At 64.0% G+C, this 21,405-nt stretch carries 19 protein-coding genes; 1 reads left to right on the plus strand and 18 read right to left on the minus strand.

Annotated features, from left to right (window positions below):
• Nucleotides 1–27 precede the first annotated feature (27 nt).
• From hisB to RP6297_RS13430, 18 genes are all read right to left on the minus strand, one after another.
• The gene (hisB, locus tag RP6297_RS13345; RefSeq protein ID WP_004634601.1) at nt 28–618 is read right to left on the minus strand and encodes an imidazoleglycerol-phosphate dehydratase HisB; all 591 of its coding nucleotides are present in this window, start codon (nt 616–618) and stop codon (nt 28–30) included.
• Nucleotides 615–1,739, minus strand: a complete 1,125-nt coding sequence (hisC, locus tag RP6297_RS13350; protein WP_009241940.1) for a histidinol-phosphate transaminase — start codon at nt 1,737–1,739, stop codon at nt 615–617. Before hisC ends, hisB begins: the two co-directional genes overlap by 4 nt.
• A 16-nt stretch (nt 1,740–1,755) precedes the next feature.
• The gene (hisD, locus tag RP6297_RS13355) at nt 1,756–3,084 is read right to left on the minus strand and encodes a histidinol dehydrogenase (protein WP_009241939.1); all 1,329 of its coding nucleotides are present in this window, start codon (nt 3,082–3,084) and stop codon (nt 1,756–1,758) included.
• Entirely contained in the window at nt 3,081–3,770 is a 690-nt protein-coding gene (gene hisG, locus RP6297_RS13360; protein WP_009241938.1) for an ATP phosphoribosyltransferase, read from the minus strand. The genes hisD and hisG overlap by 4 nt, the downstream gene beginning before the upstream one ends.
• Before the next feature lie 7 nt (nt 3,771–3,777).
• Nucleotides 3,778–5,043, minus strand: coding sequence for a UDP-N-acetylglucosamine 1-carboxyvinyltransferase (gene murA / locus RP6297_RS13365; protein ID WP_009241937.1), 1,266 nt, complete (start codon nt 5,041–5,043; stop codon nt 3,778–3,780).
• A gap of 98 nt (nt 5,044–5,141) precedes the next feature.
• The gene (locus RP6297_RS13370; RefSeq protein WP_009241936.1) at nt 5,142–5,378 is read right to left on the minus strand and encodes a BolA family protein; all 237 of its coding nucleotides are present in this window, start codon (nt 5,376–5,378) and stop codon (nt 5,142–5,144) included.
• Nucleotides 5,379–5,437: 59 nt separating this feature from the next.
• On the minus strand, nt 5,438–6,226 hold the full coding sequence (locus tag RP6297_RS13375) for an ABC transporter permease (RefSeq protein WP_009241935.1): 789 nt from the start codon (nt 6,224–6,226) through the stop codon (nt 5,438–5,440).
• On the minus strand, nt 6,223–7,188 hold the full coding sequence (locus tag RP6297_RS13380; protein ID WP_009241934.1) for an ABC transporter ATP-binding protein: 966 nt from the start codon (nt 7,186–7,188) through the stop codon (nt 6,223–6,225). The genes RP6297_RS13375 and RP6297_RS13380 overlap by 4 nt, the downstream gene beginning before the upstream one ends.
• Nucleotides 7,189–7,437: 249 nt before the next feature.
• Nucleotides 7,438–7,749 carry an STAS domain-containing protein gene (locus tag RP6297_RS13385; protein ID WP_009241933.1) on the minus strand — a complete coding sequence of 104 codons (312 nt, stop codon included), beginning with the start codon at nt 7,747–7,749 and terminating at the stop codon, nt 7,438–7,440.
• Nucleotides 7,750–7,822: 73 nt separating this feature from the next.
• Nucleotides 7,823–8,458 (minus strand): MlaC/ttg2D family ABC transporter substrate-binding protein, encoded by a 636-nt coding sequence (locus RP6297_RS13390; RefSeq protein ID WP_009241932.1) that lies wholly within the window; start codon nt 8,456–8,458, stop codon nt 7,823–7,825.
• Nucleotides 8,459–8,610: 152 nt separating this feature from the next.
• Nucleotides 8,611–9,414, minus strand: coding sequence for an MlaA family lipoprotein (locus RP6297_RS13395; protein ID WP_009241931.1), 804 nt, complete (start codon nt 9,412–9,414; stop codon nt 8,611–8,613).
• The gene (mlaD, locus tag RP6297_RS13400; RefSeq protein WP_009241930.1) at nt 9,411–9,938 is read right to left on the minus strand and encodes an outer membrane lipid asymmetry maintenance protein MlaD; all 528 of its coding nucleotides are present in this window, start codon (nt 9,936–9,938) and stop codon (nt 9,411–9,413) included. Before mlaD ends, RP6297_RS13395 begins: the two co-directional genes overlap by 4 nt.
• A 37-nt stretch (nt 9,939–9,975) precedes the next feature.
• Nucleotides 9,976–10,743 (minus strand): lipid asymmetry maintenance ABC transporter permease subunit MlaE, encoded by a 768-nt coding sequence (gene mlaE, locus RP6297_RS13405; RefSeq protein ID WP_009241929.1) that lies wholly within the window; start codon nt 10,741–10,743, stop codon nt 9,976–9,978.
• The gene (locus tag RP6297_RS13410; RefSeq protein ID WP_004634573.1) at nt 10,740–11,573 is read right to left on the minus strand and encodes an ABC transporter ATP-binding protein; all 834 of its coding nucleotides are present in this window, start codon (nt 11,571–11,573) and stop codon (nt 10,740–10,742) included. The genes mlaE and RP6297_RS13410 overlap by 4 nt, the downstream gene beginning before the upstream one ends.
• 270 nt (nt 11,574–11,843) lie before the next feature.
• The gene (locus RP6297_RS13415; RefSeq protein WP_037028137.1) at nt 11,844–12,884 is read right to left on the minus strand and encodes a Bug family tripartite tricarboxylate transporter substrate binding protein; all 1,041 of its coding nucleotides are present in this window, start codon (nt 12,882–12,884) and stop codon (nt 11,844–11,846) included.
• Between the two features lie 177 nt (nt 12,885–13,061).
• Complete coding sequence (locus tag RP6297_RS13420) at nt 13,062–14,525, minus strand: glutamate synthase subunit beta (RefSeq protein WP_009241927.1); 1,464 nt, start codon at nt 14,523–14,525, stop codon at nt 13,062–13,064.
• A gap of 138 nt (nt 14,526–14,663) precedes the next feature.
• On the minus strand, nt 14,664–19,385 hold the full coding sequence (locus RP6297_RS13425; RefSeq protein ID WP_009241926.1) for a glutamate synthase-related protein: 4,722 nt from the start codon (nt 19,383–19,385) through the stop codon (nt 14,664–14,666).
• A gap of 261 nt (nt 19,386–19,646) precedes the next feature.
• Nucleotides 19,647–20,372, minus strand: a complete 726-nt coding sequence (locus tag RP6297_RS13430) for a transposase (RefSeq protein ID WP_009241925.1) — start codon at nt 20,370–20,372, stop codon at nt 19,647–19,649.
• Between the two features lie 246 nt (nt 20,373–20,618).
• On the opposite strand from RP6297_RS13430, the gene RP6297_RS13435 reads away from it, so the two are divergent.
• Nucleotides 20,619–21,293: an OmpW/AlkL family protein gene (locus RP6297_RS13435; RefSeq protein WP_009241924.1), complete on the plus strand. Its 675-nt coding sequence runs from the start codon at nt 20,619–20,621 to the stop codon at nt 21,291–21,293.
• The last annotated feature ends 112 nt before the right edge of the window (nt 21,294–21,405 follow it).

Below are 21,405 nucleotides of genomic sequence, written 5' to 3' on the forward strand. Positions count from 1 at the left end.
TAGGCGCGGCCAGGCCGACGCGGTGATTTACAGGGCGCCCTTGGTCGACGGAATCGTGCCGGCGGCGCGCGGATCGATTTCAACCGCCATGCGCAGCGCGCGGCCGAAGGCCTTGAACACGGTTTCGATCTGGTGGTGCGCGTTGACGCCGCGCAGGTTGTCGATATGCAGCGTCACGCCGGCATGGTTGACGAACCCACGGAAGAATTCGATGGACAGGTCCACATCAAAGTTGCCCACGCGAGCACGCGTGAACGGTACGTGGAACTCCAGGCCCGGACGGCCGGAGAAGTCGATGACTACGCGCGACAGCGCTTCGTCCAGCGGCACGTAGCTGTGGCCGTAGCGCACGATGCCCTTTTTGTCGCCGATGGCCTTGGCGACGGCCTGGCCCAGCGTGATGCCGACGTCTTCCACGGTGTGGTGATCGTCGATATGGGTATCGCCGGTGGCCGAGACGTCCAGGTCGACCATGCCGTGACGGGCGATCTGGTCGAGCATGTGGTCGAGGAACGGGACGCCGGTGTTCAGCGTCTGCTTGCCCGTGCCGTCCAAATCAAGGGCGACGCGGATCTGCGTTTCAGAGGTGTTGCGAGTGACCTCGGCACGGCGGCTCATGGGGCTTCCTGCATCGATGCGACAAAGGCATCGATAAATTGCGCGTTTTCTTCGGGATTACTGACCGTCACGCGCAGACAGTTGGCCAGCAACGGGTGCATTTTACTGACGTTTTTGATGAGAACACGCCGTTTTAGCAGGCGATCGAACATTCCCGCTGCATCGGGTACGCGCACCAGGATGAAGTTGGCGGCGCTCGGGAAGACTTCAACACCCGGCAGCGCAGCCAGCGCGTCGATCAGCTTGGTGCGCTCGGCCCGTAAAGTCGCTGCCTGGGCATCGAGCACATCCACGTGTTCGAGCATGAACTGGGCGGTGGCCTCGGTCAGCACATTGATGTTGTACGGCGGGCGCACCTTGTCCAGCTCGGCAATCCACTTCGGGTGGCCGGCTACGTAGCCCAGACGAATGCCCGCCAAGCCGAGCTTGGAGACGGTGCGCATCACCAGAAGGTGATCGAAATCGCGCAGACGCGGCATCCAGCTATGTTGCGCGAACGGCTGGTACGCCTCGTCGACGACCACCAGGCTCTGGCAGACCGGGCCGCGCGCGGCGCGGATGATCGCGTCCATGTCGGCCGCGTCGAACAGGTTGCCCGTCGGGTTGTTCGGATACGCCAGATAGATGACGGCAGGCTGGTGCTCGGCCATGGCCGCCAGCATCGCTTCACGGTCAAGCGTCAGGTCCGCCTTGAGCGGTACGCCGACAAAGTTCAAGCCCAGCAGCTGCGCCGACATCGCGTACATCACGAAACCCGGCACCGGCGCCAGCACGGTCGCGCCCGGCTTGGCCGCCGCAATGGCGATCAGGCTGATGATCTCGTCCGAACCATTGCCCAGCAGCACCTCGGCACCGGCCGGCACATGCATCACCTGCTTGAGCTGCGCCTTTAACGCGTCGGCCGTCGGCACCGGGTAGCGGTTGAGCGCGACTTCGGCCAGGCGCTTGCCCAGCGCGTCGCGCAGCATCGCCGGCAGTGGATACGGGTTCTCCATCGCGTCCAGCTTGACCATGCCGGTCGCGTCGGGCACGTGGTACGCGCCCATGGCGCGAACGTCGTCGCGCACGATGCGGGCGAGCAGGTCATCCAGAGAGGCTTGGGCCGGAGCGGTGGCGGTCATCGTCGTGCGGCGGATGTTATTCGGACGTGGGGCGTTGCAGGCGATATTCAGCGCTGCGGGCGTGCGCCTGCAGCCCTTCGCCGTAGGCCAGCTCGGCGGCAATCTCGCCCAGCATCTGTGCGCCGGCTTCGCTCACCTCGATCAGGCTGGAGCGCTTGATGAAGTCGTACACGCCCAGCGGCGACGAGAAACGCGCCGTGCGCGAGGTCGGCAGGACGTGGTTCGGGCCCGCGCAGTAATCGCCGAGCGATTCGCTGGTGTATTTGCCGAGGAAGATCGCGCCGGCGTGGCGGATGCGCTCGGCCCACTGGCGCGGGTTTTCCGCCGAAACCTCCAGATGCTCCGGCGCGATGTCGTTGGCGATGTCGCACGCCTCTTCCATGTCGCGCACCTTGATGAGCGCACCTCGGCCCGACAGCGATTCTGCGATCACGCTCCGGCGCGGCATGTCTTCCAGCTGGCGGTTGATGCTGGCTTCCACCTGCGCGATGAACTCGGCGTTCGGGCACAGCAGGATCGACTGGGCCAGCTCGTCGTGCTCGGCTTGCGAGAACAAGTCCATCGCCACCCAGTCCGGATCGGTCGTGCCATCGCAGATGACGAGGATTTCCGACGGACCGGCAATCATGTCGATGCCCACTGTGCCGAACACGCGGCGCTTGGCGGCCGCCACATAGGCGTTGCCCGGGCCGACGATCTTGTCGACGGCGGGGACGGTGTCCGTGCCATAAGCCAGCGCACCCACGGCCTGCGCGCCGCCGATGGTGAACACGCGGTCCACCCCGGCAATGCAGGCCGCAGCCAGCACCAGCTCGTTGCGCACGCCGCCCGGCGTGGGCACCACCATGATGATTTCCTTGACCCCGGCCACGCGCGCCGGAATCGCGTTCATCAGCACCGACGACGGGTACGCCGCCTTGCCGCCTGGCACGTAGATGCCCACGCGGTCGAGCGGCGTCACCTTCTGGCCGAGCACCGTGCCGTCGGCTTCGGCGTATTCCCAGCTGTGCGTGCCGCACTCGATCTTTTGCTTCTCGTGATACGCACGTACGCGGGCGGCGGCGGCTTCCAGAGCCGCGCGGCGCTTGGGCTCCAGGCCGTCCAGCGCGGTCTGCAGCACGGCGGGCGACAGCTCCAGCGCGGCTACGCTCTCGGCTTCGATGCGGTCGAAGCGGCGGGTGGCTTCCAGGACGGCGGCGTCGCCGCGCGCCTTCACATCGGCCAGGATCTGCGCAGCGGCGCGGTCGATGGCTTCGTCTTCGCTCGCTTCGAACGCGAGCACCTGGCGCAGTTGCGCCGCGAATCCGGCGTCGGCCGAATCCAGTTTACGGATGGTCAGGCTCATGCGGCTTCCCCAACACGCGCGTCCGTCGCGGAGGCGCGCTCGAAAGCGTCGAGGATGGGCGCCAGCCTGTCACGCTTGAGTTTCAGCGCAGCCTGGTTGACGACCAGTCGGGACGAGATCTGCACGATCTCTTCCACCTCGACGAGGTTGTTTGCGCGCAGCGTGCCGCCCGTGCTGACCAGGTCGACGATGGCATCAGCCAGGCCCACCAGCGGGCCCAGCTCCATCGAGCCGTACAGCTTGATCAGGTCGACGTGCACACCCTTCTTGGCGAAGTGTTCGCGCGCGGTATTCAGATACTTCGTCGCCACCGACAGGCGCGCACCCTGGCGCACCGCGTTGGCGTAATCGAAGCCCTTGGGCACCGCCACCGACATGCGGCAGCGGGCGATATTCAGGTCGATGGGCGCATACAGGCCCGCCATGCCGTGCTCCATCAGCACGTCGCGGCCGGCCACGCCGAAATCCGCCGCGCCGTATTGCACGTAGGTCGGCACGTCGGAGGCACGCACGATGATCACGCGCAGCGCGGGGTCCGACGTCGGCAGAATCAGCTTGCGCGAGGTTTCCGGGTCTTCGGTCACCTCGATGCCGGCAGCCTTCAGCAACGGCAGCGTCTCTTCAAAGATGCGCCCTTTGGACAACGCCAGCGTGAGCTGGTTGGAGGCGGACTGGAATGCGTTCATGGCCGGCTTACCCCTGGATGCGGCGGATCTTGGCGCCGACGGCGGACAGCTTGTCTTCGATGCGGTCGTAACCGCGATCAAGATGATAGATGCGGTCGACCAGCGTCTCGCCCTGCGCGATCAGCCCGGCGATGACGAGGCTGGCCGAGGCGCGCAGGTCGGTTGCCATGACGGTCGCACCCGACAATTGCTCGACGCCCGTCACCACCGCCGTCTTGCCTTCGATCACGATATTGGCGCCCAGGCGGTTCAGTTCCTGCACGTGCATGAAGCGGTTTTCGAAGATGGTCTCCGTCACCGTGGCAGAGCCCTCGGCGATGGCGTTGAGCATCATGAACTGCGCCTGCATGTCGGTCGGGAACGCCGGGTATTCCGACGTGCGGAAGCTCACGGCCTTGGGGCGGCCGGTCATCTGCACACGGATCCAGTCGTCGCCCGTGGTGAGCGTTACGCCGGCTTCGCGCAGCTTGTCGAGCACGGCATCGAGAATGCCGGGCGGCACGGCGCGCAGCGTCACGTCGCCACCGGCCGCAGCCACGGCACACAGGAATGTGCCGGCTTCAATACGATCGGCAATCACCGTGTGCGCGGCGCCGTGCAGCGCTTCAACACCCTGGATGACCAGGCGGTCGGTGCCGATGCCTTCGATGCGCGCGCCCATCTTCACGAGCAGATTGGCGAGGTCGGTGACCTCAGGCTCGCGCGCGGCGTTTTCCAGCACGGTCTCGCCGTCGGCAAGCGCGGCTGCCATCAGCAGGTTTTCCGTACCCGTGACCGTCACCATGTCGGTGACGATGCGCGCGCCGCGCAGACGCTTTGCGCCATCGGCAAGCTTGGCTTCAATGTAGCCGTGCTCGATGACGATCTCGGCGCCCATCAATTGCAGCCCCTTGATGTGCTGATCCACCGGACGCGCGCCGATGCCGCAACCGCCCGGCAGCGACACACGCGCATGGCCGAAACGCGCCAGCAGCGGGCCCAGCACCAGGATCGATGCACGCATCGTCTTCACCAGGTCGTACGAAGCTTCAGGCGTGTGGATGGTGGCAGCGTCGAGCGTGAGGTTGTGACCGTCGAGCACGCCTTCCACGCCCATCTGGCGCAGCAGCTTGAGCATCGTGCGCACGTCCTGCAGATTCGGCACGTTGCTCAGCGCCAGCGGCTCGGCCGTCAGCAGCGCGGCACACATGATGGGCAGCGCGGCGTTCTTGGCGCCAGACACGCGGATTTCGCCCGAGAGCGGGCCATTGCCCTCGATCAGCAGTTTGTCCATGAGCGAGACGTCTCGTCGATCACTGTGGAAGGGGCGCTCGGCGAGCGCAAGGTCGGAATGGGTTGAAACGGTAACCGGGGTAGGATCAAGCTCGGCCATCAGGGCTGCCACTCCGCCGGGGTGAGCGTCTTCATGGACAGCGCGTGAATTTCGGCGCGCATCCGCTCACCCAGCGCGGCGTAGACGAGCTGGTGACGCTGGATCAACCGCTTGCCTTCAAATTGCGCGCTGACGATGGTGGCAAAAAAGTGCTGGCCGTCGCCCTCGACTTCGAGGTGCTCGCACGGCAGGCCGGTTTCGATGTACTGCTTGACTTGTTCGGGTGTGGGCAACATGGCCGTCCCTTCTCCTGCAAAACGTTAGGGTGAGCGTCGTTCGTTTTCTTATCGACGCATCAATGGCGCAGCTTGTAGCCCGTGCGCAGCATCTGCAGGGCCACACCCCCCACCACGACCAGCGCGATCAGCATCACGCCGAGGCTCGTCGCCACCGGCACATCGGACACGCCGAAGAAGCCGTAGCGGAAGCCGTCGATCATGTAGAAGAACGGGTTGGCGTGGGACACCGCCTGCCAAAACGGCGGCAGTGAATGAATCGAATAGAACACGCCCGCCAGGAAGGTGGCCGGCACGATCAGAAAGTTCTGGAACGCTGCGAGCTGGTCGAACTTTTCAGCCCAGATACCGGCGATTAGCCCCAAGGTGCCCAGCACGCTCGCGCCCAGCACGGCAAACACGATGATCCACAGCGGCTGCGCGAAGTGCAGGTGCGCAAACAAGGTCGTCACGACGAGCACGCCAGTCCCCACGGCCAACCCGCGAATGATGGAGGCGCACACATACGCGCCGAACATCTCCCAGTGCGACAGTGGCGGCAGCATGATGAACACCAGGTTGCCGGTGATCTTCGACTGGATGAGCGACGATGAGCTGTTTGCGAACGCGTTCTGCAGCACGCTCATCATCACCAGGCCGGGCACCAGGAAGGCGGTGTAGCTCAACTGGTCGAACACCTTGACGCGGTCTTCCAGCACGTGGCCGAAGATCAGCAGATACAGCAGCGCGGTCAGCACCGGCGCGGCCACGGTCTGGAAGCTCACTTTCCAGAAACGCAGGACTTCCTTGTACAGCAGCGTACGGAAACCGACCCAACGGCCCGGCATGCTCTCGGGAATGACGTTCATGCGGCGGGCTCCAGAGCAGAATCAGGAATGGCAGGCGCCTGAGGCCCGAGGGGCAATCCGCTTTCGCGCCGCATGATCTGCACGAACACGTCTTCCAGATCGGCCTTGGCGACTTCCATGTCGTCGATCTCGCAGCCGGCAAGGCGGCACGTGGAGAGAATCTGTTCGACCTCGCCGTAGCCCGACAGGCGCAGACGCACGCCGCGCTCGCCATGGTTGCCCGGCAGGCGAAGGCTTTCGAGCGATGCCGGCAACGCACCCTTCGCAAAGCTCAGCACCAGCTGCAACCCGGCAAATTGGGACAGCAGATTCGCCGTGCGATCGAGCGCCACCACCTCGCCAAACTTGAGCATGGCAATGCGGTCGCACAGGGATTCGGCCTCTTCCAGATAGTGCGTGGTCAGCACGACAGTGTGGCCCTCGCGATTTAGGCGGGAGATGAATTTCCACAGCGTCTGGCGCAGCTCGACGTCCACGCCGGCAGTCGGCTCGTCCAGCACGATCACGGGCGGCCGGTGTACCAGCGCCTGCGCCACCAGCACGCGGCGCTTCATGCCACCGGAGAGCGCACGCATGTTGGCGTCGGCCTTGTTGGTCAGGTCCAGATTGGCCATGACCTCGTCGATCCAGTCGTCGTTCTTGGTCAGGCCGAAGTAGCCCGACTGCAGGCGCAGCGTTTCGCGCACCGTGAAAAACGGATCGAACACCAGTTCCTGCGGCACCACGCCCAGCTTGCGGCGCGCGGTGCGGTAGTCGGAAACGACGTCGTGGCCGAGCACGCGCACGCTGCCGGAATCAGCACGATTCAGGCCCGCGAGGATGGAGATCAGCGTGGTCTTGCCCGCGCCGTTGGGGCCCAGCAGGCCGAAAAACTCGCCCTGCTCGACAGACAGGCTCACGCCCTTGAGCGCTTGCAATGACTTGTAGCGCTTGCGGACGTCAGCGATTTCGATGGCTTTCATGGCCGACAAAGTGAACTACCCTGCGCATATCGTGGCCATGAATCGACGTGGCGATCACGGCAGCGGACGCCGCACACGGCGGCGGCAGAGCGACAAACCCAGAATTATAGGGGAACTGGACCAACTCACGGCGTCACCACTGAAGACGCCGAACCGCGAATGACAGGGGTGCGCACGACCCCGGCCCGGAGCGCGGCGTCGCGATGACGGGTTCGGAGCAATCACCCCGCGCCCGCACCGGACGCCGCCTCAATGTCGAGCGTGATGGTGCGCAGCAGGGGCGGGCGCGATAGCCAGCAGAGATTCCAGGCCGTACAGCGTGGCGAGATTGGACAGCGCCTGCGGAGCGCCTGCGATATCGAGTGTGATACCGGCATCCTGCGCCGTGCGCTGCCACGACAGCAGCACCGCCAGCGCTGACGAATCGACCTGCGACAAGCCGGCGCAATCAATGTGCAGCGCGGCATTGCCGGCTTCGCGCGCTTGGCCGAGCTGAGCCTCGCCCTCGCGCAGAACGCGCGGCGCTTCGCGGTGAGTCAGCGGGCCGGACAAGGTCAACATGATGGGAATGGGGGCACTGAAAAAGAAACAGCGGCCAGAGTTGACCGCTGCGAGAATTCTACCGGAAGGTGGCTTACTTTGCCGGACCCTTCTCGAGCTGCGAGTTGCGCTCGTTCAGGAAGCTCACCAGCCCAGCCACGCCGCCGCGCTTGCTGATGACATCGGCAAACTGGTTCTTGTACGTCTCCGACAGCCAGAGGCCGCTGATGTTGATGTCGTACACCTTCCAGCCACCGGCCGTCTTTTCCAAACGGTAGTCCAGGGCCACTGGTTCGCCGTTGTTGTTCACGGTCGAGCGCACCACCACATCGGTGTCATCTGCGGCCGCCCGGAACGGCTTGTACGAAACGGTCTGGTTCTTCACATTCGACAGCGCGCCGGCGTAAGTGCGGATGAGCAGCGTTTTGAAGCCTTCCTGGATCTGTTGCTGCTGCTCCGGCGACGCCTGGTTCCAGAAACGGCCCATCGCGATCTGTGTGGTGCGCTTGAAATCGGCGCGCGGCACGATCTTCTGGTCGACCAGCTGGTACACCTTGGTCATGTTGCCGCCACGCAGTTCCGGATCGCTCTTGATGGTGCTGAGCACGTCGTCCACAGCCGTCTTGACCGTGGCTTGTGCGTCGGCGTCCTGGGCGTGGACCGGCGCAGCTGCCACGACAGCCGTCAGCGTGAGACCGGCGAGCAGGGAGCGGAGAAGCTTCTTCAACATATCGCGTCCTTATAGTGTGATTTTTGGGTCGCTTGCTGCGCATGCGCGGCAATCTTGTTGGCGATTAGAACAGACCGCCCGCAGCCAAGTTCGTGCGGGCCGGCCACTTTTACGCCTTGTCACCTTTGAGGCGAGCTTGTTACGTGTGCCGATCAGCGGCGGAACACCGGCCAGTTGGGGGTGAAGCGATGGTACGGCGAGACCGTCGCGTCACCGGTATCCGGCGACTTCGTGTTGTCCTGGTCTTCCGGCAGGTTGCCGTCATAGATCAGGTAGCGGCGGCGCTGCAAATAGGCATCGCGCAGGAAGGTGTACTTGTCGACCGCGGCCTGTTCGAACACATTGCTGGCTCCAAGCAGGTTCGCGCGCACGTCAACCACGCGCAACGCGGCCAGCGAGTAGGTGATCGCGCTGTCGTGCCAGTACGTGAGCGGGTCCATCTGCCAGTCGACCAGGAACCCCACGGTGTCACGTGCAGTGCTCGGGCCGAGCAGCGGCCACACGACGTACGGACCCGACGGCACACCCCATACGCCCAGCGTCTGGCCGAAGTCTTCCTTGTGCTTGGGCAGGCCGGCGTCCGACGCAATGTCGATCAGGCCACCCAGACCCAGCACGGTATTGATCGCCACGCGCATGGTGTCTTCCAGCGCGGCGGTGCCCTTCAATTGCAGCAGGTTGTTGACGGCCGAATAGACATCGCCCGCATTCGAGAAGAAATTCGACACCGCCGTGCGCGCTGGCGACGGCACCACATCGACATACGTTTGCGCAACCGGCTTCAGCACGCCCTTGTCGAGGTCTTCGTTGATGCGGAAGACTTCGCGGTTGAACGGTTCGATCGGGTCAGCCGGATTGGCATTCGGCCCCGTCGCACAGCCGGCCAGCATCGTGGCGCCTGCAGCCACAGCCAGCGCAAAGCCGCGCAGCATTTGGATGGATGTTGTTATTTTCATGGCTTAGTGCTCCCGCTGCCCTCGGCCGGCTTGGTTCCGCCGGCACTGCCATTCGCGCTGCCGGCACCGGCATCCGCGGCCTTGCTATAGAGGAACTGGCTGATCAGGTTTTCCAGCACCACCGCCGACTGCGTCATGGTGATCTTGCTGCCGCTGGCAAGCATGGCCGAGTCGCCGCCCGGTTCAATGCCAATGTATTGCTCACCGAGCAGACCCGAGGTCAGGACCTTGGCCGAACTGTCTTTCGGAAACTGATAGCGCTGATCCATGTCGAGCACCGCGATGGCCTGGTAGCTCTTGTCATCGAACAGGATCTGCGACACACGGCCGACCACCACACCCGAACTTTTGACCGGCGCCCGCACCTTCAACCCGCCGATATTGTCGAAGGCCGCCTTCACCTGGTAAGTCTTGGCAAACGAGAACGAACTCATATTGCCCGCTTTGAGCGCCAGGAACAGCAGCGCAATGATGCCCACCAGAACGAACAGGCCGACCCAGAAATCGAGGACGCTTTTACGCATGATCTTTTCTCGTTGAACGCTAACGACAACCGGCGGCTCAGCTGAACATCAGCGCCGTGAGCACGAAATCCAGCGCCAGCACGGTGAGCGACGCGATCACCACCGTGCGGGTGGTCGCGCGCGAGACGCCTTCTGGCGTGGCCTTGGCCTCATATCCCTGATACAGGGCAATGAAGGTGACCGCCACACCAAACACGAAACTCTTGATGACGCCGTTGAGCACGTCGTCCATGACATCGACGCCGGCCTGCATCTGCGACCAGAACGCGCCGGGGTCCACACCAATCAGTCCGACCCCGACGAAGTATCCGCCCAAAATACCCACCGCACTGAAAATCGCGGCCAGCAACGGCATGGCGATGAAGCCCGCCCAGAAACGCGGCGCCAGCACGCGGGCCAGCGGATCGACTGCCATCATTTCCATGGCGATCAGCTGCTCGCCGGCTTTCATCAGGCCAATCTCGGCCGTGAGCGACGTACCGGCGCGACCGGCAAACAGCAGGGCCGTCACCACCGGCCCCAGCTCGCGCACCAGCGACAGCGCCACTAGCAAACCCAGCGCCTGCTCGGAGCCGTAGCGGTTAAGCGTGTTGTAGCCCTGCAAACCAAGCACGAAGCCAACGAACAGACCCGACACAGCAATGATGATGAACGAATCATTGCCGATGAAGCGCAGTTGCTCGATCACCAGGCGCGGGCGACGGAGCACGTCGCCCGAAGCGCCAATGAGCGAAATCAACGTGCGTGCGGCATAGCCGAAGCGGCTGATCAGCACCAGAACAAAGCGGCCGATGGTGGAAATCATCGTGCGCCTCCGCTCTTGCCCAGACCGAAGTCATCTGCCAGCGGTGCCCCGGGATAGTGGAACGGCACGGGACCGTCCGCCTCTCCGTGCACGAACTGACGGACGAACGGATCGGTCGATGCGGTCAGCTCAGCCGGCGTGCCTGCGGCAGCAATGCCACCGTTGGCAATGAAGTAGACGTAATCGGCAATGTGGAACGTCTCCTGCACGTCGTGCGAAACGATGATGCTGGTCGCGCCGAGCGCGTCGTTCAGCTTGCGGATGAGCGACGCGGTCAGGCCCAGCGAGATCGGGTCCAGCCCAGCGAACGGCTCGTCATAGAGGATGAGCGACGGATCCAGCGCAATCGCCCGCGCCAGCGCCACGCGCCGGGCCATGCCGCCGGAAATTTCCGAAGGCATCAGGTCGCGCGCACCGCGCAGGCCGACGGCGTTCAGCTTCATCAGCACCAGATCGCGGATGAGCAGTTCGGGCAGTTCGGTATGTTCGCGCAGTGGAAATGCCACATTGTCGAACACGGACAGATCGGTGAACAACGCCCCGAACTGGAACAGCATGCCCATCTGGCGGCGCGCAGCGTACAGCGCGCGCTTGTCCATGGCGCCGATGTCCTGGCCGTGCACGCGTACAGTGCCGGCGGCAGCGGCCACTTGGCCGCCAATCAACCGCAGAATCGTCGTCTTGCCGCAGCCCGAGCCGCCCATGACGGCCACCACGCTGCCCTTGGGCACGCGCATGCACAGGCCGGACAGGATGCGCCGCGCGCCTGGCTGATAGGCGAAATCGACCTGATCGAGTTCGACAACGGCGTTGGAAGGCTGGGTGGACACGGTGGAGATCGGTGCAGAGGGCTCGGCAGGTTGGCGGCTTCATGCTGCCGCATCTCGTTGTCTTGACTACCGCTGGCTCGCCAACAGACGCAGCTTCGCGCGGCCCGCCATTATAGGTGGAAACCCGCGTAGCCCGTCAGTCACGCCGTGCTTACCGACAGTTTGTGTGGCTTGTTCGCCGCGCTGGGGGTTTCCGGGTCTTGCGGGGCTGCTGAAAGTGGTGCGCCTGCGCAGCTGGCGTTGGTACCTGCAGGCGACAGCAGGAGCAGCCTATTCGCCGCTATCCAGCCGTAGGTCGGCTTGGCGAATCACCCCCTGCCAGTGCGTGGCGTCATGGCGCACGGTCTGGGCGAACGTGTCGGGGGCATCCCATTCGGGTTCGAAGCCGCCGGCACGCAACGTAGCGCGGACATCACCTGAAGCGACGGCGCGCCGCAATTCGGCCGCCGCGCGCATCGAGAAAGACCGGGGAGTGCGTGCCGGCATGAAGGAGCCGATCCAGGCGCTGCGATCAAATCCGGCGAGACCGCCTTCGCGCAGGGTCGGCACAGCGGGTGCGAAACGCGAGCGAGTCCCTCCCGTCACCCCGAGCAACCGTAGCTGGCCATTGGCCGCGGCGGCCGCCACACTCGGATAGCAGGCGAAACACGCCGTCATGCGCCCGGCCAGGATCTGTTGCACGAGCCCTGCTTCACCGCGGACGGCCACATGCGGCGCATGGAATGCGTAGTCGCGCACAAACTGCTCGGCGACAAGGTGCGACCACGTGCCGACGATATCCGAGCCGCAATTGACCGTGACGGACTCACCGCTCGCCTGCGCGAGCAGATCGGTCACGGAATAGATCGGCAAGCGCGCATCGATCGCGAGAAACAGGGGCAGCGTGGCCACCATCGCGACCGGCTGGAAATCGCGCAGCGGGTCATACGACGCCGGCTCGAGCGCGGGCTGGGCGACGAACGTGGTCTGCTGGAGCAGCAACGTATGGCCATCGGAGGGCGCGCGGGCGACGGCCTCGCCGGCGGCCATGCCATTGGCTGCCGGGCGATCCTCGACGCCCACCTCGCGGCCGACCTGCTGCTGCAGTTGCGTCGCGAGTGCGCGCGCCAGTGCATCGAACGCGCTGCCTTCCGCCGCCGGCACGACCAGACGCAGCGGTTGCGACGGATAGCCTTGCAGCAAAGCACGCGCGGGCGACGCCAGCATCGCCGGCAGCATGCCAAGCCACGCAAGCGCTCGCCGCCGCTGCCGATCCGGCACATCGGGCGCGTGGGGCACATCTGCACGCACATTGCGGGCGCGAGGTCGCATGAGGCAGTTGGGGATCACGGGGAAATCTCATTCTAGAAATCCGCCTGTCCGCCCTGCACTCATGTAAACCATGTCGACGTAAACCATGAGGCATGACGCTTGTGCCTCAGCAAACGCGGCACAAACAAAAAGGCCCGCCGAGGCAGGCGGGCCTGAGTCAAACGGTCAACCGCGTGGTCAGCGCGGCAGGTCCGAATGACCCATGAGAAACGCATCAACCGAGCGGGCAGCCTGGCGGCCTTCCCGGATCGCCCACACGACGAGCGACTGGCCACGGCGCACATCGCCGGCAGCGAACACCTTCGGCACGTTGGTGGCGTAGGCGTTGTCGCCTTCGGTGGCGGCACGCGCGTTGTTGCGCGCGTCCTTCGTCACGCCAAAGGCATCCAGCAAGCCGCCGACCGGGTTGGTAAAGCCCATCGCCAGCAGCACGAGATCGGCCTTGAGCGTGAATTCGCTGCCTGCCACCTCGACCATCTTGCCGTCCTTCCACTCCAGGCGCACGGCGGTGAGGCCCGTCACGCGGCCGTTCTCGCCGATGAGCGCCTTGGTGGCGACCGACCAGTCGCGCTGGCAACCTTCATCATGCGACGACGACGTGCGCAGCTTGATCGGCCAGTACGGCCACACCAGCGGCTTGTTCTCTTCTTCGGGCGGACGCGGCAGCAGTTCAAACTGCGTGACCGATGCGGCGCCGTGGCGGTTGGACGTGCCCACGCAGTCCGAGCCCGTGTCGCCGCCGCCGATCACGATAACGTGCTTGCCATCCGCGCGGATCGGGTTCGGCGCATCGCCGGCCACTTCCTTGTTCTGCGGGATCAGAAATTCGAGCGCGTAATGCACGCCATCCAGATCACGGCCGGGCACCGGCAGATCGCGCGGCACTTCCGAACCGCCCGTCAGCACCACGGCGTCGAATTGCTTGAGGATGTCTTCCGCGGCGATAGTCTCGCGGGCATCGTTGGTGATGCCGGCCGGAACCGTCTTGTCGCCCACCATCACACCGGTGCGGAACGTCACGCCCTCGGCTTCCATCTGCTGCATGCGGCGGTCGATCTGCGCCTTCTCCAGCTTGAAGTCGGGGATGCCGTAGCGCAGCAGGCCGCCGATGCGGTCGTTCTTTTCGAACAGCGTCACATCGTGACCGGCGCGCGCCAGTTGCTGCGCTGCCGCCATGCCAGCCGGGCCCGAGCCGACCACGGCCACGGTCTTGCCAGTCTTGTGCTTCGGCACTTGCGGCGCCACCCAGCCTTCTTCCCACGCCTTGTCGATGATGGCGTGCTCGATCGACTTGATTCCGACCGGGAGTTCATTAATGCCCAGCGTGCAAGCCGCCTCGCACGGTGCCGGGCAGATGCGGCCCGTGAACTCGGGGAAGTTGTTGGTCGAGTGAAGCACTTCAATCGCGGTCTTCCAGTCCTGGCGATACACCAGGTCATTGAAGTCCGGGATGATGTTGTTGACCGGGCAGCCGTTGTTGCAGAACGGAATGCCGCAGTCCATGCAGCGTGCGCCCTGGATCTTGGCTTCGTTGTCCGCCAGCGCGAACACGAATTCCTTGTAATGCTTCACGCGCGCTTCGGGCGCTTCGTATGCCTCGTTCTGGCGGGGAAATTCGAGAAAACCAGTCGCCTTGCCCATGGTGTCCTTCCTGTCTCGACCTTGCCGGCACAGCGGTGCTGGCGAGGCGTCGAGCCTGTCTTGTGAGGTTGCGTTGTATTCAGTGGCGGCGGGCGCCGATCATCGATCGACCACCCGCCAAGTCGCTTGGAATCAGGTTCAGGCGGCGATCTGTTCGCGGCCCGCTTCCTGTTCCCGCTCGTACATCTCGGTCAGTGCGCGCTTGTACTCGGTCGGGAAGACCTTGACGAAACGACGGCGCGCATTGTTCCAGTCGGCCAGCAGTTCCTTGGCACGCTCGGAGCCGGTGTAGCGGAAGTGCTTTTCCACCAGCGCCTTGAGCAGTTGCTCGTCGAGCACGCGCTCGCCGTTCACCTTGTGCCAGGTCGACGGGGTATGAGCCTTCTCCTGGTCGGCCGCCGAAAGCACGGATTCCAGCGCCACCATTGCCGTGTTGCAGCGCTTGTCGAACAGGCCGTCTTCGTCATAGACGTAGGCCACGCCGCCCGACATGCCTGCCGCGAAGTTGCGGCCGGTGGTGCCGAGCACGACGACGGTGCCGCCGGTCATGTATTCGCAGCCGTGGTCGCCCGTGCCTTCCACCACCGTGGTGGCGCCGGAATTGCGCACCGCGAAGCGCTCGCCGGCCACGCCGTTGAAGAACGCCTCACCAGCCAGCGCACCGTACAGCACGGTGTTGCCGACGATGATGTTGTTGGTCGGCTCACCGCGGAACTCGTGCGGCGGACGCACGATCACGCGGCCGCCCGACAGGCCCTTGCCCACGTAGTCGTTGCCGTCGCCCACCAGGTCCAGCGTGATGCCATGCGCCAGGAACGCGCCGAACGACTGGCCGGCCGTGCCCTGCATCTGCACGTGGATCGAGTCATCGGGCAAACCCTCGTGGCCATAACGCTTGGCGACTTCTCCCGAGAGCATCGCGCCGACCGTGCGGTTGACGTTGCGCACCGGCTGGATGAACGAAACACGCTCGCCTTTCTCCAGCGCAGCCTTGGACTTCTCGATGAGCTGGTGATCCAGTGCACGATCCAGACCGTGGTCTTGCACATCGACCTGGTAGCACGGCTCGCCTTCCTTCTTGGCCGGCTGGTAGAAGATGCGCGCGAAGTCCAGGCCGCGGGCCTTCCAGTGTTCGATACCGGCCTTTGTGTCCAGCAGGTCGGCGCGGCCGATCAGTTCGTTGAACGTGCGGATGCCCAGTTGCGCCATGATTTCGCGCACTTCCTCGGCCACGAAGAAGAAGTAGTTCACCACGTGCTCAGGTTTGCCCGAGAACTTCTTGCGCAGCACCGGATCCTGCGTCGCCACGCCCACCGGGCAGGTGTTCAGGTGGCACTTGCGCATCATGATGCAGCCTTCGACGACCAGCGGGGCGGTCGCAAAGCCGAATTCGTCAGCGCCCAGCAGCGCGCCGATCACAACGTCGCGCCCGGTCTTCATCTGGCCGTCAGCCTGCACGCGGATGCGGTTGCGCAGGCCGTTGAGCATCAGCGTCTGCTGCGTCTCGGCCAGGCCCAGTTCCCAGGGCGTACCGGCGTGTTTGATCGACGACCACGGCGAGGCGCCCGTGCCACCGTCATGACCGGCGATCACCACGTGGTCTGCCTTGGCCTTGGCGACACCTGCCGCCACCGTACCCACGCCGACTTCCGACACCAGCTTGACCGACACGTCCGAACGCGGGTTCACGTTCTTCAGATCGTGGATGAGCTGCGCCAGATCTTCAATCGAATAGATGTCGTGGTGCGGCGGCGGCGAGATCAGGCCCACGCCCGGCACTGCATAACGCAGCTTGCCGATGTAATCCGTCACCTTGTGGCCGGGCAGTTGACCGCCCTCGCCGGGCTTGGCGCCCTGCGCCATCTTGATCTGGATCTGATCAGCCGACGCCAGGTACTCGGCCGTCACGCCAAAGCGGCCCGAGGCTACCTGCTTGATTTTCGAGCGCAGCGAATCGCCCTCTTGCAGTTCCAGATCGCGCTCGACCACTTCGCGGCCGATCACGTCCGACAGCTTCGTGCCCTGCTTGATGGGAATGCCGCGCAGTTCGTTGCGATAACGACGCTCGTCTTCACCGCCTTCGCCCGTGTTCGACTTGCCGCCGATGCGGTTCATCGCCACGGCCAGCGTGGTGTGCGCTTCCGTGCTGATCGAACCCAGCGACATGGCGCCGGTCGCGAAGCGCTTGACGATCTCCTTGGCCGGTTCGACTTCTTCCAGCGGAATCGCGCGCGCCGGGTCCACCTTGAACTCGAACAGGCCGCGCAGCGTCATGTGGCGCTTGCTCTGATCGTTGATCAGGTTCGCGTATTCCTTGTACGTCTGGTACGAATTCGCGCGCGTCGCGTGCTGCAGCTTGGCGATCGAATCCGGCGTCCACATGTGCTCTTCACCGCGGACGCGGTAGGCGTATTCGCCGCCGGCGTCCAGCATGTTCGCCAGCACCGGTGCATCGCCAAAGGCGTCGCGGTGCAGGCGCAGCGCCTCTTCAGCCACCTCGAAGATGCCGATGCCGCCCACGTTGGATGCGGTGCCCTGGAAGTACTTGTCGACCAGTTCGCGCGACAGGCCGATCGCTTCGAAGATCTGCGCGCCGGTGTACGACATGTACGTCGAGATGCCCATCTTGGACATTACCTTGTGCAGGCCCTTGCCGATCGCCTTGGTGAAGTTGTAGATGGCCTTCTCGGCCGTCAGACCCAGACTCGGCGCGAGTTCGGCCAGCGTTTCCATTGCCAGGTACGGGTGCACGGCTTCTGCACCGTAGCCGGCCAGCAGTGCGAAGTGGTGCACTTCACGGGCCGAACCTGTTTCAACGACCAGACCCGTGCTCGTGCGCAAGCCCTTGTCCACCAGGTGATGGTGGATGGCAGACGTGGCCAGCAGCGCGGGAATCGCGGCCTGCTTCTCGTCGACCGCGCGGTCCGAAACGATCAGGATGTTGTAGCCCGACTTGACCGCATCGACAGCCTCGGCGCACAGCGAAGCCAGGCGCGCTTCGATGCCTTCCTTGCCCCACGCCACCGGATAGCAGATGTCCAGCTCGTAAGCCATGAACTTGCCGCCGGTGTAGTGCTCGATGTTGCGGATCTTCGCCATGTCCTTGAAGTCCAGCACGGGCTGGCTCACTTCAAGGCGCATCGGCGGGTTGATGTTGTTCAGCTCAAGCAGGTTCGGCTTCGGCCCGATGAACGAGACGAGCGACATCACCACGTTTTCGCGGATCGGGTCGATCGGCGGGTTCGTGACCTGCGCGAACAGTTGCTTGAAGTAGTTGTAGAGCGTCTTGTTCTTCGAGGACAGCACGGCCAGCGGGCTGTCGTTGCCCATAGAGCCGGCGGCCTCTTCGCCGTTGGCGGCCATCGGGGCCATCAGGAACTTGACGTCTTCCTGGGTGTAGGCAAACGCCTGCTGACGGTCAAGCAGCTTGGCGGCCGGCTTGGTCTCGGCGGCCACGTCTTCAGGCTTGGCTTCCAGCTCGTCGAGCTTGATGCGCACGGCATCAATCCAGCTCTTGTACGGCTTGGCGTTGGCCAGATTGTCCTTGAGTTCCTTGTCGTCGATGATGCGGCCCTGCTCCATGTCGATCAGGAACATCTTGCCCGGCTGCAGACGCCACTTCTTGACGATGCGGGACTCGGGAATCGGCAGCACGCCGGCTTCCGAAGCCATCACGACCATGTCGTCATCGGTCACGTAATAACGCGCCGGACGCAGGCCGTTACGGTCGAGCGTTGCGCCGATCTGGCGGCCGTCGGTAAAGCAGATGGCGGCGGGGCCGTCCCACGGCTCCATCATCGCGGCATGGTATTCGTAGAAGGCGCGACGATTGTCGTCCATCAGCGTGTGTTGTTCCCACGCTTCCGGAATCATCATCATCATCGCCTGGGCCAGCGGATAGCCCGCCATCGTCAGCAGTTCGAGGCAGTTGTCGAACGAAGCCGTATCGGATTGGCCCGGATAGATCAGCGGCCACAGCTTGGGCAGGTCATCGCCCAGCACCGGCGACGAGATGCCGCCCGTACGTGCGTTGATCCAGTTGACGTTGCCCTTGACGGTGTTGATTTCGCCGTTGTGCGCAACCATGCGGTACGGGTGCGCCAGTTCCCATGCAGGGAACGTGTTGGTCGAGAAACGCTGGTGCACCAGCGCAAGCGCCGACACCGTGCGCGGATCAGCCAGATCCTGGTAGTACCGGCCGACCTGTTCGCAAAGCAGCAGGCCCTTGTAGACGATCGTGCGCGCCGACATCGAGGGCACGAAGTATTCTTTGCCGTGCTTGAGCTTGAGCGCCTGGATGGCGTGGCTGGCGGTCTTGCGGATCACGTACAGCTTCCGCTCCAGCGCGTCGGTGGTCATGATGTCGCGGCCGCGCCCGATGAAGATCTGGCGGATCACCGGCTCGGTCTTCTGCACCGTCGGCGACATCGGCATGGTCTTGTCGACCGGAACATCGCGCCAGCCCAGCACAACCTGGCCTTCCAGACGCACGGTGCGCTCAAGTTCCTGCTCACAGGCCAGGCGCGAAGCGTGTTCCTTCGGCAGGAAGATCATGCCGACGCCGTATTCGCCGGCCGGCGGCAGGTTGATACCCTGCTTGGCCATTTCTTCACGGAAGAACTGGTCGGGAATCTGCAGCAGGATGCCTGCGCCGTCGCCCATCAGCGGGTCAGCGCCTACAGCGCCCCGGTGGTCGAGGTTGTGCAGGATGCGCAAGCCCTGCTGGACGATCTCGTGGCTCTTCTTGCCCTTGATGTGGGCGACGAAGCCGACGCCGCAAGCGTCGTGTTCATTGGTCGGGTCGTACAGACCCTGGGCCGACGGCGCCGACGGCGTGATGGGGAAGGAATGTTGTTCCACGGCGATCTTCCGAGGTTGTAGGTACAACGCGCCGCAGAAGGCCCTCGCGATCGTGCGGATGCGAAGGCAGACAGGCAATGGCGCGCCGCACCATGAATGCGGGGTGAAACGAATATAAAAGAGTGGCCCGTAACAGGCAAAATTTTTTAAATGGGGTCGGAGTAAATTAGTAAATGCGTAGTCTCAGTGCGGGCTTTTTAATAGGGACAGATTAAAACCACCCGAATCGATGCGCCCATACATGACAGCGCCGCCATCCCGCTATTCGGTGCGCGCGCTGCCCTCCGCTTCCACCGCCGTGGTTTGGCGCGGCGGCCGCCCCTTGGGCAATGGCGCAACGCGACGGCCTCCGGTGCGCGCAAGTGTCGCGAGAAACGCCTCATTGCCGAGCGGCCAACCACTGTGCACATGCTGGCGAATCTGCGCGAACTGGTCGGAGCCCAAACCTTCATGCCACAACGTTCGGTAGCGCGACTGGCGCTCAAAAGGCGTGTTGCCAAGGCGCCAGTAACAGAAGTGGTCACTCACCCACGGAATGGATTGAATGCCGACGTGGTGACGATACGTGCTCCATCGATCTTCTTCCGGCGTGCTGACGAGCCCCGCGCGCACCGCGTTCGATTCCACATACAACAGGATCGGCAGCACCCACTCGGCGGGGTCCAGTACCGTCGATCGGAAACGCCCTTCCCACAACGTGCCGCTGCGATCCGCCGCAGCGTTGAAGTAGCGCGTATAGCGCCGTCCCACAGCCTGCAGCGTTCGCGAAAGACTGTCCGCCACCTTGGGTGTCCCCACCAGATGGACGTGATTCGGCATCAGCGAAAACCCATGGATGGCGAAGTCATGCTCGCGGGCGGCCATGCGCAGCGTGTCGAGATAGAACGCGTAGTCGTCGTCGCCGCGGAAAACGGTCTGGCGATTGTTGCCGCGCTGCAACACGTGCACCGGGACATCGATTGGGCTGAGACGAGGCAGGCGAGCCATGGAAAAACGGGTGGAGAAAAGCGCCATCGTAGCCGGAGCGCGTGAATCTGTCCCCAATTTTTAGGGCGCAAACGCTTGCATAGCGCTGTCGTCGGGGCGCAACGGAGAAGTTTGCGTGCCGTCAAATCGGCGGCCCTATGCGCTATCGACGACTGGTCCAACTTGATCCCAAGCAAATCGGCCGGGCGACTTCCCCGCGAGACTGGCTCCCACCACATCACAAGACGACACGAGAGGGAGCGATTGATGGCTTTTCACCGCCTAGCCGTTGTAGCTGTTGCCGCCGGAATGCTTGCCGCCGGGTTCAGCCAGGCCGCCTTTGCGCAGGGCACGGATTTGCCGCCGGCCTCCGGTAATTGGATGGTACGTCTGCGCGCCGTCAACCTGACAGCCGCCAACAAATCCGACCCGGTGCCTGCACTGGCCATTCCGGCTGACGCCATTCAGATCAACAACAAGGTCCTGCCCGAACTGGACATCTCGTATTTCTTTACGCCACATCTGGCCGCCGAGCTGATCCTGACTTACCCGCAACAGCAGGACGTCACGGTCATGCGAAGCGCGCTGGGCGGCCCCACCAAGATCGGCAGTTTCCGCCACTTGCCGCCCATCCTGACGATGCAGTATCACTTCACGCCCGAGTCGCGCTTCAAGCCGTACGTGGGCGCAGGCATCAACTACACGCGCATCTCGAATGTCGATCTCCAGGTGCCCGGCGTTGGTTCGCTGGACCTCAGCAAGAACAGCTTCGGCCCCGCGCTGCAGGTCGGCTTCGACTATCGCCTGACCGAACGCCTCTACTTCAACGTCGACCTGAAGAAGACCTGGATCAGCGCCGACGTGAAGATGGGCGGCCAGACCATCAGCAAAGTCAAGGTTGACCCGTGGCTGCTGGGCGTCGGCCTGGGCTATCGCTTTTAAGGGAGGACGATCAGCGAACTGACACTGTCCTGATCGACTTTTACCGACGTGCCGCAGGGGCCGTCGACGGCGGGGGCGCTCGTCGGCGGTGGTTGGCGCGTTCGGCCCGGCA

It is taken from the genome of Ralstonia pickettii, assembly GCF_016466415.2.
Lineage (GTDB): Bacteria > Pseudomonadota > Gammaproteobacteria > Burkholderiales > Burkholderiaceae > Ralstonia > Ralstonia pickettii.